Origin of the sequence: Acinetobacter sp. YH01025, from assembly GCF_013420185.1 — a bacterium.
Classification (GTDB): Bacteria; Pseudomonadota; Gammaproteobacteria; order Pseudomonadales; family Moraxellaceae; genus Acinetobacter; species Acinetobacter indicus.
In genome coordinates this window covers 53,753-76,156 of sequence record NZ_VOYR01000005.1, presented here as the reverse complement: position 1 = coordinate 76,156, position 22,404 = coordinate 53,753, and the positions used below count along the sequence as shown (strand labels likewise).

The following is a 22,404-nucleotide window of genomic DNA, read 5'->3' as shown; positions in this document are numbered from 1 at the left end:
CCTTAACCGTAGAATTTTTTGTTGTTAGCAGCCATGTCACGCAACATTTGTGGCGCTTCATAAGCTTTTCCTAAGTGTGCATACTTGTCGCAAAGCGCAACGTATTCAGCAACACCTGTTTGGTCGATGTAACGGCATGGGCCACCACGGAATGGAGGGAAACCTACACCCATAATCATCGCCATGTCTGCTTCAGATGGTGTTGCCACGATATTGTCTTCTAAGCAACGAACAGTTTCGTTACAGAACGCCAACATCATACGGTCAATGATTTCTTGTGCATCAAATTCGCGTTTTTCAGATGTTGCCACAGATGCCACAAGCTCGTATGCAGTTGGATCAACCACTTTGGCTTTTTTGCCTTTGCGATCCAATTCATATTTGTAGAAACCTACGTCATTTTTTTGACCAAGACGTTTGTTTTCGTACATGACTTGGATTGAGCCTTTATAGTCTGGCTTCATGCGGTCAGGGAAACCTTCTGCCATAACTTCTGCACCGTGAACGCCAGTGTCGATACCAACCACGTCCATCAGGTAAGCAGGACCCATTGGCCAGCCGAATTTTTCCATGACTTTGTCGATTTGCTGGAAGTCCGCACCATCTTTCAGTAACAGATCAAATGCACCGAAGTAAGGGAACAAGACGCGGTTCACCAGGAAGCCTGGGCAGTCATTGACCACGATTGGGGTTTTACCCATTTTCTGTGCAAGAACAACCGTCGTCGCAATGGCTTCAGCAGAAGTTTTCTCACCACGGATCACTTCTACCAGTGGCATCATATGTACCGGGTTAAAGAAGTGCATCCCCACGAAGTTTTCTGGACGTTCCAGATTTTCAGCCAGACGCGTGATCGAAATTGTAGACGTATTCGAGGCAATGATCGTGTTTTCACGAACTTTGGCTTCAGTTTCTTTCAGTACGATGCCTTTGACTTTCGGATTTTCAGTCACGGCTTCAATCACGATATCCACTTCTTTAAACTCGTCATAGCTTAAAGTTGGGCGGATACGTGCCAAAGTTTCACCCATTTTGGCAGGTGTCATTTTTTTACGTTCAACTTGCTTGGTCAGCAATTTGTTTGCTTCAGACATCCCTAATGCTAATTGTGGGTTGCCGATGTCTTTCATGATAATTGGGGTGCCTTTGCTTGCCGCTTGGTAAGCAATACCACCGCCCATGATACCCGCGCCGAGTACAGCCGCTTGGTTCACAGGATGTGCACCTTTTTCATATTTTTTCGAGGTCTTTTTCACCACTTGGTCGTTGATAAACAAACCAATCAACGCACCTGCTTGAGGCGTTACAGCAGCTTTAGCAAAGCCTTCAGCTTCTGCTTTGAGTGCGTCATTACGTGGCAAGCTTGCACCAGCTTGTAAAGAATCCAGCATGAGTTTTGGTGCTGGGTATTGTGCAGGATTCGCTTTGGCTAATACCGCACCTTTCGCCGTGTTGAACGCCATCATCTGTTCCAGCGGGTTCAATTTCACCGGATCGAGTTTTTCCTGACGCTTGGCTTTCCAGTCCAGACGGCCAGCTGCTGCCTGTTTAGCCAGATCAACTGCGGCTTCAGTCAGTTTGTCTGCGGCAACAACGGCATCTACTGCACCATCTTTTAATGCTGCGGCTGGTTTTTTCGGATTGGCCATTGCCATCCATTCCACCGCATTGTCGATCCCGATTAAACGACTTAAACGTACTGTACCACCAAAGCCTGGGAAGATTCCCAGCTTGATTTCTGGCAGGCCGACTTGCGCCTGTTCGGACATGACACGGTAGTCACAGACCAGACACATTTCAAAACCTCCACCCAGCGCCATACCATTAATGGCAGCGACTTTAGGAATATCTAGATCTTCAAAAGCATTGAAGATGTCGTGAACAGGCAACGCCCATTCCACAATTGCTTGTTCGCCTTGTGCGAAGTTTTCACCAAACTCAGTGATATCTGCACCCACGATGAAGGTCGATTTACCTGAAGTGACCACCAAGCCTTTAATTTCACTATTGGCTTTGACAGCGTCAATTGCAGCTTTAAAATCTTCAATCGTTGCACGGTTAAATTTGTTGACCGACTCATCTTGTAAGTCAAAGCGGAATTCTGCAATTCCGTCCGAAAGCATTTGGACGGTAATGGCATTGCCAGCGTGGATCATGCCTGATCTCCTTTATTTTGGAGGATTTCTAAGTTGATGTTGTGAAGCGAGTGTGCATTTCCCGCACACTTCTATGCCTCGCTAATCTTACGATAACTATATCGAAAAAGAACATAACAAGTTGTATCAAGCCGTGACGCTAGGGTCATCAATTTTTCTATGCCCAATCAAGGTCTTGTTCCCTTTCTTCTCCTGCTTATTTCGCTTAAAAGCCAATGAAGTACTTGTTTCAGTTTTACTTTTTTGGCGCAGTTGCCCTCTGTTTATAACGGAAAAAGCTGGCGCTGCCTATGCCGGAGTTGTGGTGTTTTGGTCAAAAAAGTCAATTCGTGTGAATGGGCAGGGCAGTACAGGTACCTGAACAGCGCCAGTTTTGCAACGCTGTGTCTTAAACGACCGGCTGATTGGCCTGGCTAAATTTGTTATGCTCGCCGATATTTTGGCTTGTCTGTCGTCCCTGTACAGGGCGGCAATTTCCCGGATGTTGCTATGCTTAAGTGGATTATTCTGGCCATCTTTGTCATTTCAGCGTTTTATATCCAGCAACGCGGCAAAGTTCGGCATTCGTTTTATCGTCAGTTCTTTGACCATTCGACCCTGTTCGCCCCGATTAATTTTCTGATGTACCGTTTTTCACGCGTACCGAATCAGCCCTATATCGACACCCAGCATTTTCAGGATTTAAAAGTGCTGGATGAACATTGGGAGATGATTCGCGATGAGGCCAAAGCGCTGTATGAACAAGGCGGCATCAAGGCCTCCAGCAAATATGATGATCTGGGGTTTAACTCTTTCTTTAAAACCGGCTGGAAACGCTTTTACCTGAAATGGTATGACACCGCGCATCCTTCTGCGGCCGAGCTGTGCCCGAAAACCACGGCTTTATTAAAAACCTTGCCAAGTATCAAAGCGGCAATGTTTACCGAACTGGCACCGGACAGCCGCCTGGTCCGGCATCGCGATCCTTATGCCGGTTCGCTGCGTTATCATTTGGGCCTAATGACCCCGAATGATGAGCGCTGTTTTATTGATGTCGATGGCCAGCGCTATTCATGGCGTGATGGTGAAAGTGTGGTATTTGATGAAACCTATATTCACTATGCTGAAAATGGCACTACGCAAAACCGGATTATTTTCTTTGCCGATGTCGAGCGGCCGTTAACTACCCGTTGGATGCAAAAGTTTAATCACTGGTTTGGTAAAAAGGTGATGACGGCGGCCAGCTCGCCCAATGAAGTCGGGGACCGCACTGGCGGCCTGAATAAAGTCTTTGCCTATGTTTATCAGATCCGGATTCAAGCCAAGGCCCTGAAAGCCAGAAACCGGACCCTATATTACATTTTAAAATGGGTGCTGATGTTGGGGCTATTCTTCCTGATTTTTATCCGGCCTTATCTGTTTTAAGATGACATGCTGATCTTTTGCACTCCAACCCAAACGCCCACATGGGCGTTTTTTTCTGCACGGCGGAATACAGCAGCCCCCATAAATTTTGTGTAAGATACAGACAGTAAAGGGGAAAATAATGCAGAAATTTCGTTCCAAAATTGACTGGTGGGTGCTGGCTTTTCTGATCTGTATGACTGGGCTGCTGGTGCAATTGTTGCTGACCATGCAGGCCAAAGGTACCATGCAAGCGTATCCGGTGCATACTGCGGTGTATCTGCTGACCATTGTGGTGATCTGGTGGCCGGTGTGGAATACCCGCTATCGTGTGAGCGAAGACTGCCTGACCATCCGCTGCCTGTTTTTAAGCTGGCGCATCCCATTGGCGCAGATTCAAAAAGTATCATCGACCAATAACTCGGTGGCATCTCCGGCCATGTCCTTAAAACGCTTAAAGATTGACTATCAGCAAGATGGCGTGAACAAGTTTGTGCTGGTGTCGCCGCGGCATCCGGAGCAATTCTGCGCCGCGATTAAACAGCCTTTATCGTCCTGATTCAGTGCTGGTCGCTGGGTCCGGCTGAATCAACAGCTGCTGATCCTGACAGTCCAGACACAGACTAAGCTGCTCAGGATGACTGAGGAAATACAGCGCCAGAATCGGTTCCAGTTCGGTGCGCATGCGGCGGCCCAAATGCCGGGCGCCATAGCGAATATCATGTCCTTGATAAAAATAAGCCTTGGCGGCATCGGTCAGCTGCACCTGACGTTTCTGATGCTGCAGGCGTTTGTTCAGTTTTTCCAGTTCAATCTCGACCAGTTGCGGCAGGGCATTTTCCTGGACCGGCGCATAATGCAGGGTCCGGTCAATCCGGTTGAGAAATTCCGGATCAAAACGGCGCTGCATCACCTTTTCAATAATCTGTCTGGCCGGCAGACGTTTTAGACAGAGGTCCTGCATTTTTTTCGGGAACAGATTCAGCTTGTCCAGATATTGCTGCGCAGCTTGGGCACCGACATTACTGGTCATGAAAATCATGCAATTGCGAAAGTCGATGGTTTTGGTGCCAGAAGTCAGGGTCAGTTTGCCGGTGTCCAGCACATTCATTAGCCCGCGCAGTACTTCAGTCGAGGCTTTTTCCAGTTCATCAAACAGCACAATGCCGGGGCGGGTGTGACTGCCTGCAATCGCAGTTTCATCAAACAGGCTATGGCCTTCTTTGGAGCCAACATAGCCCGGCGGTGCACCGGTGAGTGCTGCTGCATAATGTTCCTGTGCCAGCGTGTTCATATCAATCCGGCAAAAAGCATCCGGGCGGCCATAAATCGCTTCACTGATCAGCCGGACAGTTTCAGTTTTACCGACGCCAGTTGGCCCCAGCATTAGCGTCACCGACAGCGGACGTTCCGGGCTGGAAAAATCTGCCTTGACCACATGCAGCATTTTTTCAATTTCATTTAAGGCTGTGTCCTGTCCAATAATCCGGGTTCTGAGCAGCTGCATCACTTCACGCGGTTCAAAATGAAAGCGCGGTTTGCCAATCAGGCGGTCTTTTTCCGATGTCGCATGTGTTGAGGTGGTCGGCTGAATAATATGCATGGCAGAGTGGACGGTGTGCATAAACTGAATCCTGAGCGGGACAAGCAGTTCAGCATAGCAAAATTTGTCTGTGGCACTAAGACTTTGTAGCAATCATGTCATTTCTGCCGGCATGCTTGCGCGGCAATGCTTGAAAATAGCAGAATCACCATCACATCATGCTAGAGCAGACGAGATCGATAAATAGGCTGAATGTGAACGAAAACGCACGCGAACATATTGTCAAAATTCTGGCCAATATGACCACCTTACCCGGTATTTACCGCATGCTGGGTAAAGATGGGGAACTGTTATATGTGGGCAAGGCCAAGAATCTTAAAAATCGCGTGTCCAGCTATTTCGTAAAAACCATCGAACATCCGAAAACCCAGGCGCTGGTGGCGCGGATTTATGATATTGAAACGCTGGTGGTACGCTCTGAAACCGAAGCCTTGCTGCTGGAACAGAACCTGATCAAGCTGCATCGGCCGCCGTATAACATCATGCTGCGCGATGACAAATCTTATGTCTATATTTTTGTCTCCAGTGACAAGCCTTATCCGCGGATTGCCAGTGGCCGTGGCAAAGGCAAGCATCAGGTCGGTAAATTTTTCGGGCCTTATCCAAGTGCCTACAACGCCCGTGATACTTTAATCGTGCTGCAAAAGTTGTTTAATGTGCGCCAGTGCGAAAACAGCTATTTTTCCCAGCGCAAACGTCCCTGCTTGCAATACCAGATCAAACGCTGTTCGGCGCCCTGTGTCGGGCTGATTTCACCGGAAGCCTACCAGGAAGATGTGCAGAACTCGATCCGCTTTTTACAGGGCGATACCCGTGAACTGAATCAGGAACTGATTGCCAAAATGGAAGCCGCGGCCGAAGCACTGGAATTTGAAAAAGCAGTGTTTTATCGGGACCGGATGGCCTTGCTGCGCGATGTACAGGCACAGCAGGCGATTTATAAGGTCAAAGGCGAAGCCGATATTCTGGCAATTGCCTATCAGGCCGGGGTGACCTGTGTGCAGATTATGCATGTGCGCAATGGCAAGATGCTGGGCGGGAAAAGCTATTTTCCGGATATGCTCGGAGATGATCAGGGCCAGATGCTGTCCGATTTTATCGCCAACTTCTATTTTCAGGTCGCCGATGAAGTACCGGCCGAGCTGATTGTCAATATAGAACTGCCAGATGCCAAAGAGCTGGAGCAGGCGCTACAGCAGCAGTTTCAGCAGAAAGTCCAGATCAAGCACAAAGTCCGCGAAACCCGGGCCGAATGGCAAGAACTGGCACAAATGAACGTGCAACACGCGATTAAAGGCAAGCTGGCCAATCACTTCGAGTTGAATGAGCGTTTTCATCAGCTGGAGCAGGTGGTGGGGCGTCCTATTGACCGGATTGAATGTTTTGATATTTCCCACACCATGGGCGAAGCGACCGTGGCGTCTTGTGTGGTGTTTGATTCGGGCGGTGCGCGCAAACGCGATTATCGCCAGTTTTCCATCAATGACATTACCGAAGGCGATGACTATGCCGCAATGCGTCAGGCCCTGACCCGACGTTATAAAAAAGCCATGCTGCCGGATTTGCTGCTGATTGATGGCGGTAAAGGCCAGCTGCATATGGCGATGGAAGTGATGCAGGAACTGGGACTGGAAGCCTTTATGGTCGGCGTGTCCAAAGGCGAGGGGCGTAAACCCGGACTGGAAACCTTGCATTTTACCGATGGCAGCAAAATCCAGCTGCCGGAAGATCATAAAGCTCTGCATCTGATTCAGCAGGTACGGGATGAAGCGCACCGTTTTGCCATTACCCGGCATCGGGCCAAACGTGATAAAAAACGTGGCAGTTCGGTGCTGGAAGTGATTCCCGGCCTGGGACCAAAACGCCGCCGTGATTTGCTGACCCATTTTGGCGGGATTCAGGGCGTGCTAAAAGCCTCGGAAAAAGACCTGATGCTGGTACCGGGACTGGGGCAGGTCATGGCGCGGACCATCTATAAAATTCTGCACGAATAAGTCCGGCATATTTGACCTATTGGCAAAAATAGTCACTGGCCAGTATACGATTGACCATTCACATCCACACTGAAAAGCTGCAAGATGAAGCGCACTCAATAAAAAGGAAAATATATGTCGCTGCGTTCTGTATTTGCCGCAATCGAGCAGGATGAATGGATTCAGATTCCAACAGGCTGGTTACAGGGCCGAACCATCTATGGCGGACTGGTGGCCGGACTGATGATGCAGAAAGCCCTTTCGGTGATTGCCGACCCGGATAAACGTCTGCTCAGTGCATCGGTGACCTTTGTCGGGCCGGTGCGGGAAGACCGGGCCAGAATCAGTGCAGAAATTTTGCGACAGGGCAAGTCGGTGACCACGCTGGAAGTGCGCTTATGGCAGGATGATGCGGTACAAAGCATCTTGCTGGCCAGCTTTGGCGCGGCGCGTGAGTCCACTATTCAGGTACAGCAGGAACCGGTGGCGCCGGATTATCCTGCACCAGCGCAGCTTAACTATTTACCGGTGCATCAGCTGATGCCGGAATGTTATCAGCAGTTTGAGGTGTGCTGGGCCGAAGGCGATTATCCGTGTACCGGCAGCCAGCAGTCCGATTTTGGTGGCTGGTGCCGCTATACGCCAGAAAAACATGCCAACCGCGACTTTACTGTGGCCGATCTGGTCACACTGATGGACATTTGGCCACCGGGTGTACTGCCTTTATTTAAAACCTTGTCACCGGCCAGTTCGCTGACCTGGCATATTACTTATGTGCATCCGATCCGCCACCAAGTGCATGATTGGTTTAAATATAAAGTGATTACCGAGCATGCGGCAGATGGCTATTCTACTGAAACGGCGCATCTTTGGGATGCTGAAAACCGGCTGATTGCCATTTCGCGGCAAACCGTAACGGTCTTTGCCTAGTGACACTTTCTGCCATTTCGTATAAAGTGAAGCCTATTAACGATGGATAAACCCTCAAAAAATATGTGCATTTAGCTCGTGCATAACGGGGAAGCATTGGCGGTGTCTATGACAACAGGTCGAATCCTGAACATTCCAAATATTTTAACTTTAGCGCGTATAGCCTTAATTCCCGTATTTTTATTGGTGGCCTACTGGCCGCCTGCCATGGGAATCCATGATCATGATGCAGGAATGACCCGGCATCTGATTCTGACCGCTATTTTTGTGATTGCTGCCGTCACTGACTGGTTTGATGGCTATCTGGCACGAACCTTAAACCAGACCTCAGCCTTTGGCCGTTTCCTGGATCCGGTGGCGGATAAACTGATGGTGGCAGCCGCCCTGATTGTCTTGGTGCAATGGCAGCCGACCATTTCCATGGCCTTTGCCGCGATTGTAATTATTTCACGTGAAATTACCGTGTCGGCCTTGCGTGAATGGATGGCAGAACTTGGCGCGCGTACCAGCGTGGCGGTCTCTACCGTCGGGAAATATAAAACTGCATTTCAGATGATTGCGATTTCCGTGTTCTTGCTGAACTGGGAGCCACTGGAATTGCTTGGTTATGCCTTACTCTATACTGCGGTGGTGCTGACTTTGTGGTCGATGTTTATTTATTTAAAAGCCGCCTGGCCGTATTTAAAACAGCCTTAAGGCAAAAAAGCTCCTGTACAGGAGCTTTTTTTATGGATTAAAAAATACAGAATCATTCCTTCATCTTTAACCGGATTGCGGTTTAACTATGGGTTTCTTCTTCTGCGTCATCTTCAAAGGTTCGGGCAATCTTTTCAATATTCAGGCTTTTGGCCATCGCATCAAAAATTTCTTTATAGACACCGTCCTGATGGTACAGCGTGTCATGTTCGCCGTGTTCGGCAATCGCGCCTTCTTTCATGACATAGGTGTAATCGGCATCAATAATCTGCGACAGACTGTGTGAGATAATCACCACGGTACGGCCCTGTTTAATTTCATCCAGACTCTGCTTGATCTGCTCGGTGGCAATGGCATCCAGACTGGCGGTTGGTTCATCCAGAAAAATAATCGGTGGATTTTTCAGGAACATCCGCGCCAGTGCAATCCGCTGCTGCTGACCGCCCGAGAGCATCAGTGCATCACTGTCATAGCCTTGCGGGAGCTGCAAAATCTGCTCATGAATCGAGGCTTTCTGGGCGGCCTGTATCACTTCTTCCTGAGAAGCATCGGTTTTGCCATAGCGGATATTGTCAAAAATACTGCCCTGAAAAATATGGTTTTTTTGCAGCACCAGCCCGATATGATCACGCAGGTATTGGGTGTCGATGTCTTTTAAATCCACTCCATCTAACTGAATGCTGCCCTGCTGCGGTTCATAGAATTTATCCAGCAGGCTGATCAGGGTCGATTTCCCTGCACCGGACAGGCCGACCAGTGCGGTAATCTTGTTGGGCTGAATGCACATCTCGATATTTTTTAAGGCATGATGCCCGTTCGGATAATAAAACTCGACCCCGCTTAAATTGAATTGCCCGCGAATTACCGGTTTTTGTGCGCCGCTGGCTTCAATTTCATCATCGGCCTCCAGAATCTGGAAAAAGCTTTCCGAGTAGATCATGGCATCATTCACTTCATCATAAATCCGGTGCAGTGAACGGATTGGTGCCGACACGTTATTAAACAGCAACACGTGATACATGATCATGCCGATACTCATCTGGCCATCCAGCACAAAATAGGCAGTCAGGATAATAATCAGCACAATTCCGATCTGTTCAATAAAGGTTTTCAGGCCATCAAACAGGAAGCTGGTCTGCCGGGTATGCATCTGGTTATCGGTCAGTTCCTTTTGCAGTTTTAGCTGTTTGTCCGATTCGATATGTTCCCGGTTAAAGGATTTGATCACGGTAATCGAGTTGATAATACTCAGAATACCCTGGCTTTTCCGTTCGCGGCCATCACGTAAATTGCGGCGCCAGCTGCCAAGTTTCTGGGCCTGTTTATAGGTCAGCCAGAAGTAAATGGGCACAATGGCCGAGGCCACCAGTCCGACATAGAAATTGGCCCAGTACATCAGCCCTAAGGCAATAATCGCGCTGGTAAATAACGGTAAAATATCAATAAAAAAGATTTGTACCAGCCGGGTGAGGGAGCCAATGCCGCGGTCAATCCGGGTTTGCAGCTTGCCGGCCTGATTGTTATCCTGATTAAAAAACGCCAGCCGGTAAGTCAGGAACTTCTCAATAATGCCTTGAGCCAAATCCTGCGACACAAAAATCCGCAGTTTTTCACCATAAAATTTCTGCCCGAATTGGACAAAGGCATTAATGATTTCCTTGCCCAGTAAAATGGCGCTAATGGTTATCAGAATCTGCCAGCCTTCAGCCAGCCCCTGACCGGCTTCTACCAGCCGGTTAATGCTGTCGACGGCATATTGCAGGGTCAGGGCATTGACCTGTGCGGTCAGAGAACCAATTAAAGTCAGAATCAGCGTGGCAATCACCAGCAGCCGATACGGCCGCACAAAGGGCTTGAGCTTCTGAAAGAGCTGCCATAAGTTCATAAGCAATTATTTTTTATTCTAAAACCTGTTTTTCAGTCTATGTCGATTTGGCGTGGCTCACAAGCACAGAGAATGTTTTGATTTGTGAAGTGGTTTTGAGGTTAAACTGAAGTTCCGTTTCGCAGGAAAACGCCACAATGAATCTGGAACTGTTTCCGCCCGAGCCACGGCAGAATCTGTTGCCTTATGAGGGAATCGTGCAGGATTATGGGCTGATCCTTTCTGCTGAGGACAGTCACGCTTACTTGCAGCAATGTTTACAGCAGCTGGCTTGGCAAGCCGATGAAGTCACCTTATTTGGCAAACATTATGTCACCGCGCGGAAAATTGCCTGGTATGGCGATGAGCATTATCAGTATCGTTATTCGGGCAGTTTGAAGCAGGCGCAGCGTTGGCATCCGGCTTTGTGGCAGTTAAAACAGCAGATTGAACAGATCGTGGGACATCCATTTAATTCCTGTTTAGCCAATTTATATGCAGATGGCAGTCAGGGACTGGGCTGGCACAGTGATGATGAACCGAGTCTGGTCGCATCTCCGGGTGCAGAAACGGTGATTGCTTCTTTAAGTCTGGGGGCAACCCGTAAATTTAGCTTTAAGCACAAACACAGCGCAGCAAAAGTCGAGCTGCTGCTACAGAGTGGTCAATTAATTGTGATGCGTGGGCAGACCCAGCGCTACTGGAAGCACAGCCTGCCCAAATCCAGCCGTGTGGTGACGCCGCGAATCAATTTAACCTTTCGCTATTTTTATCCACTCTAATGCTGGTTGTGATCCAAAGGCCGGGCAGGGCAGAGATTTATCTCACCACGCTGATCTTAACAGCTGTATTTTGATAAAGATCAAGTTAAGCGTGTGGATTCAGACTTTCAACTTTCTGTTCAATCAGCGCGGCATTTTCCTGCAAAATGGCAATCAGCTTTTCGACATTGACAAATTCAAAGCGATTTTTGGAGGCCAGCAAGGTCAAGGTGAACGGCGCTGTTTTATTGGAGAGTCTGATCGGCACCGACAAGCCGGCCAGTTGCGGTTCCAGTTCACCACTAGAATAGTAATAGCCCTGTTTTTTGATCTTTTTCATTTTGCTGATGAACTCGGCTTCATCCTGGGCAAAACCGGACTGACGGAACTGCACGGCAAAACGCTGATAATAATTCAGCATTTTCTGTTTTGGTAAATGCGCCAGCATGATTTTCGGTGACGAACCCATATACACCGGACGTGGGCAGCCGCGGCCATAGGACAGCAGATTCATATGCTGGAATACTTCATCATGCAGGTCGATACAGGCATCCTGATTCAGATAGGTCAGTACGCAGCAAAATTCGGTACGCTGCACAATATCCTGCATAAACGGAATGCTGATTTGCACCAGTGGATCGGTGGTGCGGGAAATATAATCCAGCACTGCAATTTTCGAGCCGAGGGTGTAATCGCCCGAAGTCCCACTTAAACGCTGCAATAATTCGGCCGAAACCAGTTCTTTTAAATAGCGGTAGCTGGTCGGTTTGGACAGGCCCAGTTCTTCACTGATCATATCGACATTAATCACCGGACGTGACACTGAAAATAAATTCAGAACCATCAAAATTTTGCCAAAACTCGATATTGCCATCAGTGATTACTCTACAACGTGAAAAAAGATCAATGAAAAAATCCGGTACTGACTATCATAACAGACCGGATTGAGCTGAAAACCAAGAGAAAGGGGATTTGGACGTCAACAGCGAGATTTTAAGGCTGGACGCCTTGCGGATAACGATACCAGCTTTCAATGAACAGGGCAGCCGCAATACTGTCGGCGGCAATTTTTTTACCGCGTCCCTGAGCCTGATAATGATCCAGTTCATCACGGGCTTCACGCGTGGTCAAACGCTCGTCCACCATCAGGGTTTCGATATTGGTCTGATGACGTAAACGTCGGGCAAACTTGCGCGCCCGGGTCGACAGCTCTGACTCGCTATCATCCATGTTCAGTGGCAAGCCAACCAGAAATAAATTTGGCTGATACTGTTTCACCAGTTTCAGCAGTTCGTCCCAGTTTGGAATACCATCTTTCATGGGAAACAGGGCCAGCGGCGTGGCGCTTTCAATCAGGGATTGACCCACCGCCATGCCCATTTTCTGGGTGCCAAAATCGAAGGCCATAATCAGGTGTGCAGTAGACTCAGGCATGGCCAATCTCTGATGCAAGCCAGGTGCGGTCAATTCCAATTTTCCGGTAGGCAGCATCCCAACGGTCGCTATAGGGTAGATTAAAAATCAGGTCCATATCTGAATCACAGATCAGCCAGTCACCACGCGAAATTTCTTCTTCCAGCTGGTTTTTGCTCCAGCTGGCATAGCCGAGGGCAATCTGGTAACGGCCTACGCCTTCGTTATGCGCAATGGCATCCAGAATATCTTTGGAAGTGGTAATACAGACATTTTCACCAACTGCAATGGATGAATGCCAGGTTGGCTGGCCAGTATGCAGCACAAATCCAGCTTCCGGACGCAGCGGCCCGCCTTGCAATACTTCATGTGGATGGACATGATCGGCTTCAATATCCAGATCATTCAGTAACTCTTTAATTTGAATCCCTGCCGGACGATTGAGAATAATGCCTTGCGCCCCGTCTTCATCATGACGCGCCAAATAAATGACAGTATTCGCAAAAAAGTCATCATTTATCTCGGGTGGCGCAATAAGACAGCGATGTGTCAGATATTGTTTGGTCACCTAAGCCTTTCTCCTAAAATGTATGTTCTGATATAGATATAGGTCTTAATCATCACGTTACAAGAGGATTGCTATTTCACCAAACATTTTTTGTGGTTTTTCAGTGATTTTATACGCCAGATTGAAACTTGAGCTGACGTAACTGCTTGGCATGCTGCAAGGTGGTTTCGTTAATTTCGACGCCACCAGTCATCCGTGCCAGTTCCAGAATCCGCTCTTCTTCTTGCAGCATTAAAATAGTACTACTGGCCGGATCAGTCTGCTGTTTCTTCACCAGCAGGTGCTGGTCAGACTGAGCCGCAACCTGCGCCTGATGGGTAATACACAGAATTTGTACGTGCTGCCCCAGACCGGCCAGTAAACGCCCCACAATTTCTGCAGTACCACCACTAATCCCGACATCAATTTCGTCAAACACCAGCACTTCTGCTTCGGTTTTTTCAGCATTCATGACCTGCATCACCAGCGCAATACGCGACAGTTCACCGCCCGAAGCGACACGCGCCAGTGGTTGTGCTGGAATGCCTTTATTGGCCGTAAACAGCAGCTGGATAAAGCTTAAGCCTTCACTCGATGGCTGCTCTAAAGGCTCAAATTTAAATTCAAAATGTGCTTCTGGTAAGGCCAGCTGTTTCACCTGTTCGGTCAGCTGTTTGGCCAAAGGTCCGGCAGCTTCACGTCGAATCTGGTCTAAATGTTCGGCCTTGGCCAAAAAGTCCTGATAGGACACTTCGACCTGTTCGGCCAAGGTTTCCGGATCTTCCAGCTGATGCAGCTGTTCCAGCTCGGCCTGCCAGTTGTCATATTCGGTTTTCAATAATTCTGGCTGGGTGCGATATTTACGGGCCAGACGATGGAAAATTTCCAGTTTGGAATTCAGTTCTTCCATCCGCTCCGGATCGAAACTCTGCCGGTCAATAAAATGACGCAAACTGGCGGTGGCATCTTCAATTTCACTTTGCGCATTCAGCAGGGAAGTATAAATTTCTGACAGCTGTTCACTGCGGCCGGCATGGCTTTCCAGACGCCGTAAAATCGAGGACAGTTCCTGGCTCAGGTTTGGCTCTGCTTCATCCAGCCCGTTCAGACTATAGGCACAATCCTGCATAATCGCTTCATGATGGCTTAAGCGATCAAATTCCTGTTCAATATCGGCATAATCGACCTGGACCACTTCTTCTAATTCTTCCAGCTGCAATTCCAGTGTGTCGATGCGCTGTTTACGCGTCGCCTGGGCATCCAAAGCCGCCTGATGCTGGCGAATATCTTTTTGCCACTGGCTATAGGCATCGCGTACGGCCTGGGCTGGCGCATAAAAATTGCTATAACGATCCAGCCAGTGTTTTGGATAAGGCGGTTCTAACAGCTGCTGCTGGCTGTGCTGGCTATACAGCTGCACCAGCAAACGGCCAATTTCTTTGAGCTCAGACAGACTGCTCGGACGGCCGTTAATCCAGGCCTTGCTGCGTCCGGTGGCGAAAATTACCCGGCGTAAATGAATTTCGCCCGATTCATCATCCAGTTCCTGCTGTTTTAGCCACTCGGCTTCTGGACTACCGTCATGATAGCTGAAGGTGGCAGTGACATCGGCCTTGTCTGCGCCATAACGAACATAATTGGTGTCGGTGCGTTCGCCTAGACAGGCCGAAAGTGCATCCAGCAATAATGATTTTCCGGCACCTGTTTCCCCGGTCAGGACGTTAAAACCAGATTCAATATCAATGGCTAAACGGTCGGCTAAGGCAAAATTGATCAGGGTTAAATGTGTCAGCATAAACGCATCCAGGCTGCGAAAAGTTTGAGTTGAAGAGTGTCAGGTTGGGCAGTGCAAAGCATCGCCCTTTATTTTAAGCAACTGAAAAAACACGATCATTCTAGCTTAATTTTTGCAGAAAAATAAAACTTCTCGGTACAGAATATTCAGCGGTGTGCTGTGAGCAGAGGTTCTACATCCACCATGTAGATCAAGTCGCTAGTGCCGCAATCGGAATATCTACTCTTATCTTCATCTGAAACAGAAAACTGTGTCCAGTTTCATGTGCTTGCAATACAGCGTCGGCAGAATGTTGCATAACTTTATCTGCCAATCATCAAATTTTTTATGATTATCAGACAAGCTGAAAACGAGCAGAAAAGTGCTCACTATATTTAGAGATTCAGATGAAAATCAGTCAGATGCATAACCCGAATTGAACCAGTTCGGCGCAGGATTTGTCAGGCTGAAAATACAGATGGTCGGAGAGTGCAATGGGGGCGTTGAACTTTAGTTCATCTGCGATTAAAAGGTATTTGTACTTGCCTGAAAGTTGATTTAGACTCTCGCAAAAATGAGGTGAATTTATTCGCGTGCCAGGCAAAATGACTTGCCTGAAACGACAGGAAATAGAGTGATTTACCTTAGATGAAGATTGATTGATTAGTTCAGTAGGCAGCATTACACTACCTCAATCATAAAATATAAAAACGCGTTAGCTGGAGAATACGCATGTCAGCTCAGTTTGATCATGTATCAGTGGTAAAAAAATCCAATGTTTATTTTGGCGGGCTCTGCATTAGTCATACGGTGCAATTTGAAGATGGCACCAAAAAGACGCTGGGTGTGATTTTACCGACTGAACAAGCCTTAACTTTCGAAACGCATGTTCCTGAACGGATGGAAATTATTTCAGGTGAATGTCGTGTGCAAATCGCTGATAGCGAAGAAAGTGAGCTTTTCCGCGCTGGTCAGTCTTTTTATGTACCGGGCAACAGCCGTTTTAAGATTGAAACTGATGATGTACTGGACTACGTTTGTCATTTAGAAGGCTAAGCATTTTTAGCCCAAATCGGTTAAACTAGGCCGACACAGAAATCCTGTAAAGTTTCCTTTGCAGGATTTTTCTTTTGGATTTACAGCACAGCGTTGAGGTCATTCATGGCAAAACCAGAATATTATTATGGCGTTCATTCGGTAGAGTCATTGTTAGAACTTGAACCGGAGCGTGTATTAACCCTGTTTACCCTCAAAGGTCGTGATGACCAGCGTTTACAGCGTATTCTGGAACTGGCAGAGCCGTTTGGTATTAGCGTACAAAAAGCCAGTCGTGACAGCCTGGAAAAACTGGCCGGTTTGCCATTTCATCAGGGCGTGGTGGCTGCGGTGCGTCCGCATCCAACCTTAAATGAAAAAGATTTGGAACAGCTGTTGCAGCAGTCCAATCAGCCACTGTTACTGGCTCTGGATCAGGTCACCGATCCGCATAATCTGGGCGCCTGTATCCGTACGGCAGCAGCCATGGGTGTAGAAGCGGTGATTGTACCGCGTGACCGTTCAGCCAGCCTGACCCCAACGGCGCGTAAAGTGGCTGCTGGTGGCGCCGAGAAAGTTAAATTTATTCAGGTTACCAATCTGGCCCGTACTTTGGGGCAAATCAAAGAGCAGTTTAATGTGCGCGTGGTCGGCACCATGCTGGATGAAAAAGCCTTGCCGATCCAGAAGTTTGACTTCACCGGTACGGCGGTGTGTGTGGTGATGGGAGCCGAAGATACCGGTTTGCGCCCAATCACCCAGTCGCAGTGTGATCAAACCGTGTATATCCCGATGATGGGCAATCTGCAAAGTCTGAATGTTAGTGTGGCCACCGGCATGGCGCTGTATGAAGCCTGCCGTCAGCGTCAACCGGCTTAAGCGCTCTTTCCATCTTAATGATCAACGCGCGTCAGCAAGGCTATCTGTTACTGGCCATCACCATGTGTATTTGGGGGGGCTTTACCCTGAGTACCCGTTTAAGTGCCCTGTGGGGCATTAGTGCTTGGGATCTGGTGGCCTTGCGTTTTATGCTGGCCTTTTGCCTGCTGATGCCGGTTTTGCTATATCGTAAAGATACGGCATTTTTATGGACCCGACAGTCCTTTATCCTGGCGATGATTGGCGGTGTCGGTTACTGCCTGACGGCTTATAGTGCATTTCATTTTGTGCCAGCGGCGCATGCGGCGATTTTCTTGAATGGCTGTATTCCCTTATGTACTGCACTGGCGGCCTGGTTGCTGTTTCGACAGTCCTTTGACCGGCATACCTGGATTAGCGTATTGATCATGCTGCTGGCGATTGCTGCCATGAGTCTGCTGATGTATCAGGAAACCGGTGTCGCTTTCGGTTTTGGCGATCTGCTGTTTTTCCTGAGTGCCTTATGGTGGGGCGTCTTTACGGTGCTGTTGCGGCAATGGAAGCTGTCGGCCTGGCATTCTATGGCCAGTGTAGCCATCTGGTCAGCTTTGGTGTATGTGCCTATTTATTGGCTATTTTTTCCAAAAAACCTGAGTGGTCCCGAACCACTGCATTTAATCGGCCAGACCCTGTTTCATGGAATTTTTGTGGTGATTATTGCCACGCTCAGCTATGTCGAAGCGATTAAGCGTTTAGGTGCTTTTAAGGCTGGCAGTATTGTGACCTTGGCACCGTTTATTGCCGCTATTCTGGCGGTACCGTTACTGAATGAGCCATTGAGCCTGGCGATTGTCTGTGGTCTGCTTGGTATGGGCATTGGGGCGTTACAGCCTTGGCGCTGGTGGGGCCGGAAAGACAGCTTAAGCCAGCAAATCGAACGACAAAACAAGCCGTCTTAAACCGACTGCTGCTGTTGCGCCAAAGTCAGATAGTGTTGATGTAAGGGTTGAAGCTGGGCATAGAGATGCTCCAGATGACCATCATTCAGCACAATATCATCTGCCCGTTGGCGTTTGTCTGCGCGTGACATCTGTACCTGAATAATCTTGCGAATTTGTTCGATACTTTGTCCATCGCGTTGTGAGGCGCGTTGAATCTGCAGTTCTTCAGAGGCATCAATTAACAGGTTGCGCTGGGTCAGTTCATGCTGGTTGCTTTCAAATAACAGTGGAGACACCAGCACCACATAGGCACTGCGGGCTGCCTGTAACTGCTGGATGATCGACTGGCGAATGGCCGGATGGGTAATTGCTTCCAGGGTTTTGCGTGCTGCCGGTTCTTTAAAAATATGCTCGCGTAAGGCACGGCGGTTGAGCTCGCCATTGAGCAGGACCCAGTCGCCAAAGGCCTGATGAATCTGGGTCAGGGCCGGCTGGCCTGGCTCAACCACTTCACGTGCCACCACATCTGCATCGACCACCACAATGCCTTGGGTTTCAAACCAGTGACTTGCTGCCGATTTACCGCTGCCAATGCCGCCAGTTAAACCCAAAACAAATGTCATCCTGTTGTCCTTATTGACCTAAATAAAGCTTCATGATTGCATCACCCCACAAAAAGGCGATCCAGCCGGCAATGGCAATATAAGGGCCAAAGGCAAAAGGCTGGTTCTCTTTGCGGATTTTCAGCAAAATAATGCCAATGATTGCACCAACCAGAGAAGATAGCAACACAATCAGCGGCAGCATCAGCGGGCCCATCCAGGCACCTAAGGCGGCCAGCAATTTAAAATCGCCATAGCCCATACCTTCTTTGCCAGTCACCAGCTTAAACAGGTAATACACCACCCACAGACATAAAAAGCCAATGATATATCCCCAAATGGCAGAGCTAGCGGAGGTGTACAGGGCATAGCTGTTCACCCCCAAGCCGAGTGCAGCCAGGGGGAGGGTATAGCGGTCAGGCAGCAGCTGGGTGTCAAAATCAATAAAGGTCAGGGCAATTAACACATAGGTCAACACCAGGCCAAACAGCATTTGCAGGGTCGGGCCAAAAACCGCGACTACGGTTAAGGCACACACTGCGGTCAGCAGTTCAATAAAAGGATAACGAATACTGATCGGGTTTTGGCATTGGCCACATTTGCCACGTAGAAGCAGCCAGCTGATTACTGGAATATTCTGATACCAGCGAATCGGGCTGTGGCATTTCGGACAGGTCGAGGCTGGCTGACTGAGGCTGATTTTGCTTTCATCAATGATGGCCTGTTCAGGATGCAGCAGCATTTGACAGTCATTGCGCCATTCCTGTTCCATCATTTTTGGCGTGCGGTAAATCACCACATTCAGAAAACTGCCAATACATAAACTAAAAATCCCAACTACGAAATACAGCGCAGTTGGGTGTTGAATCAGATAATGAATGAATTCTTGCATTAAACCACAGAGCCCATTTGGAAGATTGGGAGATACATCGCGACCACCAGACCGCCGACCAGAATCCCGAGAACGGCCATAATCAGTGGTTCCATCATCGAGGTTAAGCCATCGACGGCGTTATCGACTTCGTTTTCGTAGTGAGTAGCGACTTTATCCAGCATCGCATCCAGCGCACCGGATTCTTCACCAATCGCAACCATCTGCACGGCCATGGATGGGAATTTATCCGTGACCCGCATGGCAAACTGCAACTGCTGACCGGTGGCGACATCTTCACGGATTTTCATTACTGCTTCTTCATAAACCACGTTGTTGGTGGCGCCGGCAGTGGATTCCAGTGCATCAATTAAGGGAACACCGGCAGCAAAGGTGGTGGCCAGGGTACGACTATAACGCGCGATAATCGCCTTATACACCAGATCACCAAAAATTGGTGCTCTCAGGGCGGCTTTGTCCAGCAGGTCACGGAATTTCTTGCTGCGTTTCTTGGCTTCCAGAAAAGCTGCAATCGCAAAGCCGACCACAATAATCAGCACAAACCAGTATTTCTGGGTCCACTGCGACATATTCACCACCATTTTGGTGAAGGCTGGTAAGTCGGCACCAAAAGAGGTGAAGAGTTCTTCAAACACCGGTACCACTTTGACCATCAGGATAATGGTGACAATCACCGCCACCACAATCACCGTTGCCGGGTATTTCATGGCTTTCTTGATTTTTTGTTTGAGTAATTCGCTCTTTTCTTTATAGATCGCTACCCGGTCCAGCATAGTTTCTAGAGCACCCGACTGTTCACCCGATTCAACCAGCGAGCAAAACAGATTATCGAAATGTTGCGGATATTTACGCAGTGCACCAGCAAAGGTATTGCCCCCTTCGACTTCGCCTTTAATCCCCAATACAACTTCACGCATGGCCGGGTTTTCCAGACCTTCAGCCACAATTTCAAAGCTTTGCACCAGCGGTACACCGGCTTTCATCATGGTCGCCAGCTGGCGGGTAAAAATCGTGATGTCCAGGGTCGAGACTTTTTTCTTCATCAAGCCTTCAAGAATATTTTTCTTCTTCTGGCGGATGGTTTTGATGGTGATCCCTTGCTTGCGCAACGTGACCTTGGCCAGCGCCATATTACGTGCTGGCAGTTCCCCTTTAAGTTTTGCCCCTTTGCGGTCAATCCCTTCATAAATAAAGGTGGGCATCATCTGTGCTTTTTTGACAGCCATGCGTGTTTATCCTTATTTTAAATGCTTCATCTATTCGCTGGTCACACGATTCACTTCCTGTAAAGAAGTGACCCCCTGCATGACCTTGATTAATCCTGAACGGCGTAAATTGTTAAACCCAGATTTTGCCGAGGCTGCTGCAATTTGCAAGGCATTACCATCTTCCATAATAATGCGTGAGATTTCCGGGGTGACTTTCATTACTTCATAGACCCCGACACGGCCTTTATAACCTTCACGACATTCCGGGCAGCCAACCGGCTGATACAGCTGGAACTCTGGCTGGTTTAAATCTTCTTCGGTAAAACCGAGTTCCAAGAGGCTCTGGCGTGGAATCTCCACCGGGGCCTTGCATTTCTGACACAGACGACGTGCCAGACGCTGGGCAATCACCAGGTTCACCGAGGTGGCGATGTTAAATGAGGGGACGCCCATGTTGCGTAAACGGGTCAGGGTTTCGGGTGCACTGTTGGTGTGCAGCGTCGACATGACCATGTGACCGGTTTGTGCGGCTTTAATGGCAATTTCTGCAGTTTCCAGATCACGGATCTCACCGACCATGACAATATCCGGATCCTGGCGCAGGAATGATTTTAGTGCTGCGGCAAAGGTCAGACCCACTTTCGGGTTGACGTTGACCTGATTGATGCCTTCCAGGTTAATTTCCACCGGATCTTCGGCGGTAGAAATATTGGTGTCTTCGCGGTTGAGAATGTTTAAGCCGGTATATAAAGATACGGTTTTACCGGAACCGGTCGGGCCGGTGATCAGCAACATGCCTTGTGGTTTGTCCAGCGCCTCCATAAACAGCTCTTTTTGCTCCGGTTCATAACCAAGTGCATCAATCCCCAGCATGGCACTAGATGGATCGAGAATACGCAGTACAATTTTTTCCCCGAACAGGGTGGGCAGTGAGTTGACACGGAAGTCGATGGCTTTGTTTTTTGACAGCTTGAGCTTGATCCGGCCATCCTGCGGAATACGTTTTTCCGAGATGTCCATTTGTGACATAACTTTTAAACGTGAGGCGAGCCGTGTAGCCAGCTGTAACGGAGGATTGGCAATCTGGCGCAGTACGCCGTCAATCCGGTAACGGACCCGGTAGCTTTTTTCATAAGGCTCGAAGTGTAAATCCGAGGCGCCCATACGGATTGCATCGATCAGTAACTTGTTAATATATTTGACGATTGGGGCTTCATCGCCTTGTGGCTCATCGTTATCTTCTTGTGTTTCGGGAGCGTTGTCGCCAACTTCTAGATCAAAGTCTTCATCAAAGTCAAAGGTGCTGTCTTCGGTAAAGTTCTGTTCAATCAGCCGTTCCAGCTTGTCATGCTCAACAATCACCACTTCAATATTCAGCTTGCTGTTAAAGCGGATCGCATCAATGGCTTCGATATTGGTTGGGTTACTGGTAGCGATATAAAGCTGATTGTGACGTCGGAAAATGGGCAGAATTCGGTATTTGGTGAACAGTTTTTCATCCAGACCTTCACGTACAATCAGACGCGAATCGTACACCGCCAAGTCAAAAATCGGTTCACCAAATTCATAGGAAATTTTTTCAGCAATGGTCAGCGGTGAAATCTGCAACTGCTGAATTAAATACGGCACAATATCGGTCTCGGCTTTTTTCGCCGCGACAATGGCTTGCTGCATATTTTCAGCCGTCACAAGCCCTTCTTCGACCAGTCGCCGAATAAAACCTGTAAATCTAGGCATTGCTTGTTGTACTGACATTCCCCAACGTCCT

20 protein-coding genes are annotated in these 22,404 nt (G+C 48.5%); 9 read left to right on the top strand and 11 right to left on the bottom strand.

Annotated elements, in window-relative coordinates:
- Positions 1-2: 2 nt before the first annotated feature.
- Positions 3-2,156, bottom strand: coding sequence for a fatty acid oxidation complex subunit alpha FadB (gene fadB, locus FTT89_RS07095; protein WP_168370326.1), 2,154 nt, complete (start codon positions 2,154-2,156; stop codon positions 3-5).
- Between the two features lie 489 nt (positions 2,157-2,645).
- Here fadB and lpxO point away from each other — a divergent pair, with 489 nt between their 5' ends.
- Complete coding sequence (gene lpxO, locus FTT89_RS07090) at positions 2,646-3,560, top strand: lipid A hydroxylase LpxO (RefSeq protein ID WP_075167599.1); 915 nt, start codon at positions 2,646-2,648, stop codon at positions 3,558-3,560.
- A 121-nt stretch (positions 3,561-3,681) separates the two neighbouring features.
- Positions 3,682-4,098 (top strand): PH domain-containing protein, encoded by a 417-nt coding sequence (locus tag FTT89_RS07085; RefSeq protein WP_163143064.1) that lies wholly within the window; start codon positions 3,682-3,684, stop codon positions 4,096-4,098.
- On the opposite strand, the gene FTT89_RS07080 is transcribed toward FTT89_RS07085, so the two are convergent.
- On the bottom strand, positions 4,087-5,163 hold the full coding sequence (locus tag FTT89_RS07080) for an AAA family ATPase (protein WP_168370327.1): 1,077 nt from the start codon (positions 5,161-5,163) through the stop codon (positions 4,087-4,089). The two genes, FTT89_RS07085 and FTT89_RS07080, sit on opposite strands and share 12 nt — an antisense overlap.
- A 173-nt stretch (positions 5,164-5,336) precedes the next feature.
- On the opposite strand from FTT89_RS07080, the gene uvrC reads away from it, so the two are divergent.
- The 3 genes from uvrC to pgsA all read left to right on the top strand — a co-directional run bounded on the left by uvrC (position 5,337) and on the right by pgsA (position 8,741).
- Complete coding sequence (uvrC, locus tag FTT89_RS07075) at positions 5,337-7,136, top strand: excinuclease ABC subunit UvrC (protein WP_168370328.1); 1,800 nt, start codon at positions 5,337-5,339, stop codon at positions 7,134-7,136.
- Positions 7,137-7,250: 114 nt separating this feature from the next.
- The gene (locus tag FTT89_RS07070; protein ID WP_104487681.1) at positions 7,251-8,045 is read left to right on the top strand and encodes a thioesterase family protein; all 795 of its coding nucleotides are present in this window, start codon (positions 7,251-7,253) and stop codon (positions 8,043-8,045) included.
- Positions 8,046-8,153: 108 nt separating this feature from the next.
- On the top strand, positions 8,154-8,741 hold the full coding sequence (pgsA, locus tag FTT89_RS07065) for a CDP-diacylglycerol--glycerol-3-phosphate 3-phosphatidyltransferase (RefSeq protein ID WP_034598126.1): 588 nt from the start codon (positions 8,154-8,156) through the stop codon (positions 8,739-8,741).
- 82 nt (positions 8,742-8,823) lie between these two features.
- Here the strand turns inward: pgsA and FTT89_RS07060 are convergent, their stop codons facing one another.
- The gene (locus tag FTT89_RS07060) at positions 8,824-10,626 is read right to left on the bottom strand and encodes an ABC transporter ATP-binding protein (protein ID WP_005181751.1); all 1,803 of its coding nucleotides are present in this window, start codon (positions 10,624-10,626) and stop codon (positions 8,824-8,826) included.
- A gap of 137 nt (positions 10,627-10,763) precedes the next feature.
- On the opposite strand from FTT89_RS07060, the gene FTT89_RS07055 reads away from it, so the two are divergent.
- Complete coding sequence (locus FTT89_RS07055; RefSeq protein ID WP_104511472.1) at positions 10,764-11,387, top strand: alpha-ketoglutarate-dependent dioxygenase AlkB; 624 nt, start codon at positions 10,764-10,766, stop codon at positions 11,385-11,387.
- A gap of 85 nt (positions 11,388-11,472) precedes the next feature.
- On the opposite strand, the gene FTT89_RS07050 is transcribed toward FTT89_RS07055, so the two are convergent.
- From FTT89_RS07050 to recN, 4 genes are all read right to left on the bottom strand, one after another.
- Entirely contained in the window at positions 11,473-12,240 is a 768-nt protein-coding gene (locus FTT89_RS07050) for an IclR family transcriptional regulator (RefSeq protein ID WP_005181757.1), read from the bottom strand.
- Between the two features lie 119 nt (positions 12,241-12,359).
- On the bottom strand, positions 12,360-12,800 hold the full coding sequence (ruvX, locus tag FTT89_RS07045; protein WP_016659659.1) for a Holliday junction resolvase RuvX: 441 nt from the start codon (positions 12,798-12,800) through the stop codon (positions 12,360-12,362).
- A complete protein-coding gene (locus tag FTT89_RS07040; protein ID WP_005181761.1) occupies positions 12,793-13,347 on the bottom strand; it encodes a YqgE/AlgH family protein in 555 nt (184 codons plus the stop codon). Before FTT89_RS07040 ends, ruvX begins: the two co-directional genes overlap by 8 nt.
- Positions 13,348-13,456: 109 nt before the next feature.
- A complete protein-coding gene (gene recN, locus FTT89_RS07035) occupies positions 13,457-15,121 on the bottom strand; it encodes a DNA repair protein RecN (RefSeq protein WP_168370329.1) in 1,665 nt (554 codons plus the stop codon).
- 711 nt (positions 15,122-15,832) lie between these two features.
- On the opposite strand from recN, the gene FTT89_RS07030 reads away from it, so the two are divergent.
- From FTT89_RS07030 to FTT89_RS07020, 3 genes are all read left to right on the top strand, one after another.
- Entirely contained in the window at positions 15,833-16,156 is a 324-nt protein-coding gene (locus FTT89_RS07030; RefSeq protein ID WP_005181767.1) for a pyrimidine/purine nucleoside phosphorylase, read from the top strand.
- Between the two features lie 105 nt (positions 16,157-16,261).
- On the top strand, positions 16,262-17,014 hold the full coding sequence (gene rlmB / locus FTT89_RS07025) for a 23S rRNA (guanosine(2251)-2'-O)-methyltransferase RlmB (RefSeq protein WP_005181769.1): 753 nt from the start codon (positions 16,262-16,264) through the stop codon (positions 17,012-17,014).
- 17 nt (positions 17,015-17,031) lie between these two features.
- The gene (locus FTT89_RS07020; RefSeq protein ID WP_180172772.1) at positions 17,032-17,952 is read left to right on the top strand and encodes a DMT family transporter; all 921 of its coding nucleotides are present in this window, start codon (positions 17,032-17,034) and stop codon (positions 17,950-17,952) included.
- Here FTT89_RS07020 and coaE read toward each other — a convergent pair.
- The 4 genes from coaE to pilB are packed head-to-tail and all read right to left on the bottom strand — an operon-like array spanning position 17,949 to position 22,391.
- Complete coding sequence (gene coaE / locus FTT89_RS07015) at positions 17,949-18,557, bottom strand: dephospho-CoA kinase (protein WP_005181773.1); 609 nt, start codon at positions 18,555-18,557, stop codon at positions 17,949-17,951. The two genes, FTT89_RS07020 and coaE, sit on opposite strands and share 4 nt — an antisense overlap.
- 10 nt (positions 18,558-18,567) lie before the next feature.
- Positions 18,568-19,428, bottom strand: a complete 861-nt coding sequence (locus tag FTT89_RS07010) for an A24 family peptidase (RefSeq protein WP_005181774.1) — start codon at positions 19,426-19,428, stop codon at positions 18,568-18,570.
- On the bottom strand, positions 19,428-20,654 hold the full coding sequence (locus FTT89_RS07005; protein WP_016659656.1) for a type II secretion system F family protein: 1,227 nt from the start codon (positions 20,652-20,654) through the stop codon (positions 19,428-19,430). Before FTT89_RS07005 ends, FTT89_RS07010 begins: the two co-directional genes overlap by 1 nt.
- Before the next feature lie 30 nt (positions 20,655-20,684).
- Complete coding sequence (gene pilB, locus FTT89_RS07000; RefSeq protein WP_168370330.1) at positions 20,685-22,391, bottom strand: type IV-A pilus assembly ATPase PilB; 1,707 nt, start codon at positions 22,389-22,391, stop codon at positions 20,685-20,687.
- Positions 22,392-22,404: the final 13 nt, after the last annotated feature.